2 protein-coding genes are annotated in these 6,081 nt (G+C 50.7%); both read right to left on the bottom strand.

The genetic code is table 11. The features are described from left to right. Nucleotides 1–131: 131 nt before the first annotated feature. Nucleotides 132–2,081 carry an adenylate/guanylate cyclase domain-containing protein gene (locus tag QZP87_RS09140; protein WP_291322611.1) on the bottom strand — a complete coding sequence of 650 codons (1,950 nt, stop codon included), beginning with the start codon at nt 2,079–2,081 and terminating at the stop codon, nt 132–134. Nucleotides 2,082–2,116: 35 nt separating this feature from the next. Next, a complete protein-coding gene (locus QZP87_RS09135; protein ID WP_291322610.1) occupies nt 2,117–5,731 on the bottom strand; it encodes a tetratricopeptide repeat protein in 3,615 nt (1,204 codons plus the stop codon). Nucleotides 5,732–6,081 lie beyond the last annotated feature (350 nt).

Here is a 6,081-nt window from a genome sequence, read left to right as displayed (position 1 = left end):
GGTTAAACCGGGGTCCCCAATGGGGTGTTTAACTGGGGTTAATCCTGTCAAAAAACTCTTCTCTTTATTGTTGCGGGCAAAGCATCACTATGGCGGTATATCAGTATTTTTCTAATCCCTTGAAAAACTTATTATTTTTTATCCATAACAAATACTCCCTGCCAGTCAGAAGGGGGATTATTAACATATCTTCTGCATCTGGCCAGAAGCGTCCCGGCCGGACCGTCTTCGGGCTTAATGTCCAGGACTTTCTGAAACCCCTCTGCAGCCTCGGCAAAGGCTCCCCTTTGATAGGTCCCAAGGGCCTGTTCAAATATTTCCATCCACTGAGCGTGGGTATGCAGAGTATGATCCAGCAGTTCATAAACAGTCAGTTTCTGGGAACGCCCCAGAACCATGACCGTGTCCACATTTCGGACCAGGAAACCATCCCCGAGCAGGTTGCGGGTAGCTTCACTCATAAGAATTCTTGTACCATAATGCCTGTTAAGTGATTCTAATCGGGAGGCAAGGTTTACCGTATCTCCAAGGCAAGTATAATCATAGCGCAAATATGAGCCCACATTGCCGACTACTACCCGGCCTGAATGCAGACCTGTCTTGACGTTGCTGAAAAAAGGCAACCCCTGGATTTCTTTTTCTCTTTTCATATTTTCCATGACTCGATCAATCGCCAGGGCTGATCTGGCCGCCCTTTGAGCATGGTCTTTAATATGCAGTGGGGCCCCCCAAAAGGCCATGACCGAGTCGCCTAAATATTTATCAAGTGTTCCTTCTTCCCGGATGATGATTTCCGTAGCAGGGGTAAAAAAATCGCTCAACAGCTCTATGAGCTTTGCCGGGGGTAGATCTTCGCTCAGAGCTGTAAAGCCTGCAAGGTCTGACATTAGAACCGTTGCCTGCACTTCCTCCCCTCCGAGAGTAATCATCTGAGGATTGCGGATGATATGTTCTACTACCCTTGGGGCCAGGTACCTGGAAAGTGCTTTTCTGGTCCAAATTTTAGTTTTAATTTCCGACAAAAAATCGCCAAGAGTTATAAGTCCGAACAGAGCCCCTCCTGCGGCCATGATCCGGACCGGCTCCATCCAGATCTTAAAATGCACAAACAATATAAATGTAAGGGAAAAAAAACTGACCAGAAGAATTGCTATTATTACAAGGCCAGTCAGAGGGTTTTGCCTCAGAGTGCACAGGGCGATCATGCCCAGTAGTATTGCGCATATACCGGTATGCACCGGATATGAGACTATATTGCCGGCCCTGCCGGACAGCATTGTCCACAGGATATTGGCCTGGATTTCCACGCCGGACATAAAACCGCCCTGGCTCGAAAAAAACGGCGTGGCGTATGAGTCGGCCTGCTGGAATTGTTCGGACTGAACAGCCAGGCTCATGCCCACAAAAACAATTTTGTCTTTAATGAACTTGTCCGGCAAAGGACGGTCAGGATCAAGAACCTGATAATAGGATACAGTGGGCATTGTTCTGGCAGGTCCAACATAATCGATTAGTCCGCTCAAATCATCTGCAACAGGTTGTTCCTCTTGCTCCAGTGCCAGAAAAGCAGCCCCGGGCAGAGTCCATTGATCCCCGTATCTGGGGGAAAACCTCCGAACAACCCCGTCCAGGTCAGGGGTCAGCACTGCCAGCCCAACTCCTTTGGCGGAATGTTGAAGGATATCCAGGGGGTCAACATGGATAATCCTGAAAAACTCCGGGTCTTCTACTATGTCTATGGCTTTTGCCAGGACAACTTTGCCGCTTTGACCCAGGGATATTGATAGTTGTTCGTCCTTCAGGGGATCCGACTTTTCTGCAAAGACTATGTCCATGACAATCAACCTGGCGCCTGCAGAATCCAGTCTGTCCACAAGCGAGGCATGCAGACTGCGGGGCCAGGGCCATGAGGCATGAATCATCTGAAAAGATGGTTCATCTATGGCCACAATCAGAAAGTCATCCGGTACCGCTGCTGGGCCGTGCAACCTGTAAAAAAAATCCAGGGCATGGTTTTCCAACTGGATGCTCAGAGGGTGTCTGCCGGCTGCAATAAACGCAATCAGAACAGCAATGGTCATGAAGATGACCTTGAAAGGACGTGAAAACAAAATGTTCAGAAATTTACCCCCGCAGAAAATAAGATTTGCCTGTCCGGATAAAATGAATCCAGGCTTATGGAGTCCGGAAGGTAAGTAAAGCTGGAACCCAGAATATTGTTCACGCTTAAGGCGATAAATCCGCGTTTTTCAGGGAACTCTCTGAAAATGCGGGAATTAAGCAGGGCAAAGGCAGAACTCTTTCGCTTTTGACCCTGTAGATCCAAAGCGTATTCAGACTGGAAATCCTGGTAAACCGTGATTGCGCTCAACTGAACTCCAAGGCCACTGGGCCGGCGCAATGACATGGCAGCTGTTCCCCTGGTTTCCAGGTAATCCATCTCAGGGTTGGTTTCCAGAATTTGTTTGTCAGGCTTTACAGATTTGACCAGTCCGGAAAGACTGATTCCCAAAGAAGGGGTCAGGATGCGGTTGACGACTACCTCGCCTTGGTAGCGGTCTATAGTGTTGCGGCGGAATATCGGTTCTTTGCTGCGCAAATAAGATACCCTGGCTGCGGAAAAGGTCCTGTTGTCCCATTGACGTTCCATGGAGATTCCTGCTTCGGTTATTTCCGATGAATCAGCCGCGTTTCGCTGTCCCGGGAACCCGGCTGTTCTGGCCGGCTGCAACCGCGGCTCAAGGCCACGGGCAACCATATAGTGCTGAAGGGCCAAACGCATTGTATTGTCTCTGTTGATCCGCCAGTTCAGACCCAGGCGCGGGCTGATCATGTCTCTGTGTCCGTCAATGATGTCGGATTTGATCCAGTCATAGGACATGGAGATTTCCATGATCAGATCGGGATGAAGCGTCCAGAAGTCAGCCAGATAAGCGTTTAGGCATCTGGTGCGGCCTGAGAATCTCCCGGGATAAAGCTCCTCGTGCAACAACTCATTATAATACCATAATTTGAAATGGTTTTCCCAATAAAAACGTTCTGTTCCGGTCATGAAGCTCATGCCGGCCATAAAGGTATGATTGTCTGTCTCTACCCGTTGCTGTGACTGAAAACTGAAATTGTCCTGTTTTGTTTTCCGCCGTACATCCAGGGTTTCCCTCCAGCCCGGATCCGAGAGATTGTAGCGTATATGATCGTCCAAATCGTCCGAAAAACTGTTATACCCTGCATGGCCTAAAAATATGGAGGTCGGGCTGAAGCGATGGGTATATCCCAGTTCCATGTTATGGTTTTCAATGGTGTGGTTCATGTTTGGGGAAGCGCTGTAGGAACGGTCCCTCTGATAAAAAGTATCCCCGGATTTATTGTCATAACAGGAACCTTGAAACAGTAATGAGTGGTCAACAGCTGGTTCCCATTTGACCATTGCCTGAGCCATTACATCCCTGGATGTGGAATCAGGCTGCCTGAACCCACTGTCTCTTTCCCTGGAAACCGAGGTCCAGCCGGCTATTCCAGGTCGCCCTCCGGAACCGCCCAGGGAGTAATTATATATTGTATTGGTGTTGCTCCACATTCCCATATCGCCGCGAACCTGCATCCGTGTATATGGAGCCTCAAACATCGGTGTGTAGTCATTGGTAAAGGTAAAAGTATTCTGGTTGGCTGGAGAAAGCAGTTTAAAAAGGAGGTAGTCTGAAGCCAGGACCCCGTGCCTTTCCCGAACGGGTTTAGAACTTTCGGCCAGATAGAGAAAATGATGGGCGGACGGGTTTGACTGGTCATAGCTGACTGCTGTCAGGGCCTTGCTCACCGCCCATTCTTCCAGGCCCAGCTGAGAATAGGCCCTGGCCAGATCGTAGTTGCGTACGGCCAGGTCTCGGTCCAGCATGAGCCTGGTGCGAAATATGGCCCTGTTGTCGTTGAGGACGATGGACCTGTTGAATTCCTGCACGGCCTCGCCAGGCCGGTTCAGGTCTGTCAGGGCAATACCTTTATACAGATATGGAGTGGGATCTGACGGATCCAGGGTTTTAGCATAGTCATACATCTCAAGGGCCTTGTCATGACTGCGGGTCTGGTAAAGGGCCTTGCCCAGAAATGACTGATAAAGAGACACCCGAGGGTCAAGAAGGGTTGCGGCCAGGGCATGCATCAGGCCCTGAAAGTCATGTCCTCTGGCAAAATAATATTGACTCAGACCCATCCGGGAGTCTGCATGGCCGGGATCCAATCCTGTCGCCTTTTCAAAGTATTTCCTGGCCTGGTCATAATCTCTGAATCCAAGACGGATGAATCCTGCCGTAGATAAAACCCGGGCTTCAGCAGGGGCTTTTTCCAGAGCTGGTCTTATGGTCTTCCAGGCCTGGTCCAGCCTGTCGTTTCCAAGATGCAGCCTGGCCAGATAAACCAGGGCGGTGATAAACTTACTGTCCGCATCCAGGGCTGCCTGCAGGCGCTCCAGGGCTTTGTCAAGCTCAAAAAAAGCAATATGAACCAGGGCCGCGGTCATATTGGCCATTGGCGAGTGTGGACTTGCCTCCAGCCCGGCAAAAGCCGCTTTTCGTGCCTCATCTTTACGGTCCTGAACAATGAGAATCTGTGCCAGAAACCCCAGGCAAAGGACATTGTTCGGATCCATGTCCAGTCCTGAGTTCAGCATCTCCAGGGCTTGTTCCGGCTGCCCGGTCATGAGAAAGAAAAAACCGGCCATAGCCGATATTTCAGGGGTCATGGGAAAATCCGGCAGACTGTTTTGGAAAAGATCAAGCGCCCTGGCCGCGTTGCCCAGCCGGAAATAGGTCAGAGCCAGTCCGGTGACCAATCTTGCATCACCTTGAATATTGTCTGTGAAAGCCCTTTCAAAGTACTCCAGGGCCTGCTCAGGGTTATTATCCCGGAGAGCAATCCAGCCAAGAAGGGTCAGGGCGCGATAGTCGCCGGGCACTGATGCCAGATAGGCTGCTGCAGCTTTTTCAGCTCTTTCCGTCTCTCCTGTATCAAAGGCTGTTTCTGCTGCAGAGGGTGGAGGGCCGGGCAGGAGACTTAAAGGCAGATCTTTATAACTGATTATTCCCGGATAATACAGGGTCCATTGGACAGCGTCCCGGGGAGAAACCAGTACCTGTCTGACAGGGGCCTGACCGGGCCGGGCGGTACCCATTTCTCCGGTAAACAGCTGAATTTCGCCGTAAGGATTGGACAAAAATATTGACCCATAAAGCAGGGCTAGAGATGAAAAGCCGTCCGGCTCCACCCTCAAGGTGAATTCCGTACCCCGGACTGCGGCAGTCACTGCAGGTGTTATTATTTCAAGCCTGGATTTTTCATTGGCATTGCGCAGCCATATCCGGCCCTGGCGAACCCGGTAAATACTTGTCCGTCCAGGCCTTGAAGCCGGCACAAAGCCCGCCCTGACCATGCCTGGAGAGGCAGCGGATTCCCTGAACAGGATAACTGTGTTTTCACCGAGTCTGATTTGTGACTCATCAGCGCAGAGCACGGCCGCAGATGCACCTGCACCAGTGCGCAGGATGGTGCCTGGAAAAATATTCTGTTCGTTTTGAGCATTGGTCCATGGGACATCCTCGGAGGGCTGGATTTCCACCTGACCCTGAATATAGACCACCTGGCCCAGTGGAGTTGCAGAAGAGGCAAAGGCGGTTGAGATTTGAACCAGTAAGCCGGCGACAAGAAATATAGCCTGAAAATATACAATAACCCTTTGCATTGTTGTTACCCTCCGCTACAGAGTCAAGGACCATCAGGGCTGTCCTGCCATACAACCAGACAGGTTAAGTTAAGCCCAGGCTTCACACGCCGCAAAGCGGCTGATGACCTTTCAATGCTGGTCTTGTCCCATGGTATCTGCGCTTTGCATGTCGCATGGGGACCGGCTCTCCAGCATCTGCTTTGCCAATAAGCAGAATATTATCTCAAGCCTTTCCCGGTTTCAGATGCCTGTCTGCATACAGTGCATAAACCTTGTTCCGGATAAACAGATCCACCACATCAGGGTCGAGTTGCTGACCCTTTTTCATGAGCTCAAGGATCTCCAGGGCCTTGGGCACTGGGGTCAGC

The organism is Desulfonatronospira sp. (genome assembly GCA_003563255.1).
In the GTDB taxonomy this organism is placed as follows: Bacteria; Desulfobacterota; Desulfovibrionia; order Desulfovibrionales; family Desulfonatronovibrionaceae; genus Desulfonatronospira.
The sequence above is the reverse complement of the archived record's forward strand: the minus strand, read 5'-3'. Positions and strand labels throughout refer to the sequence as shown.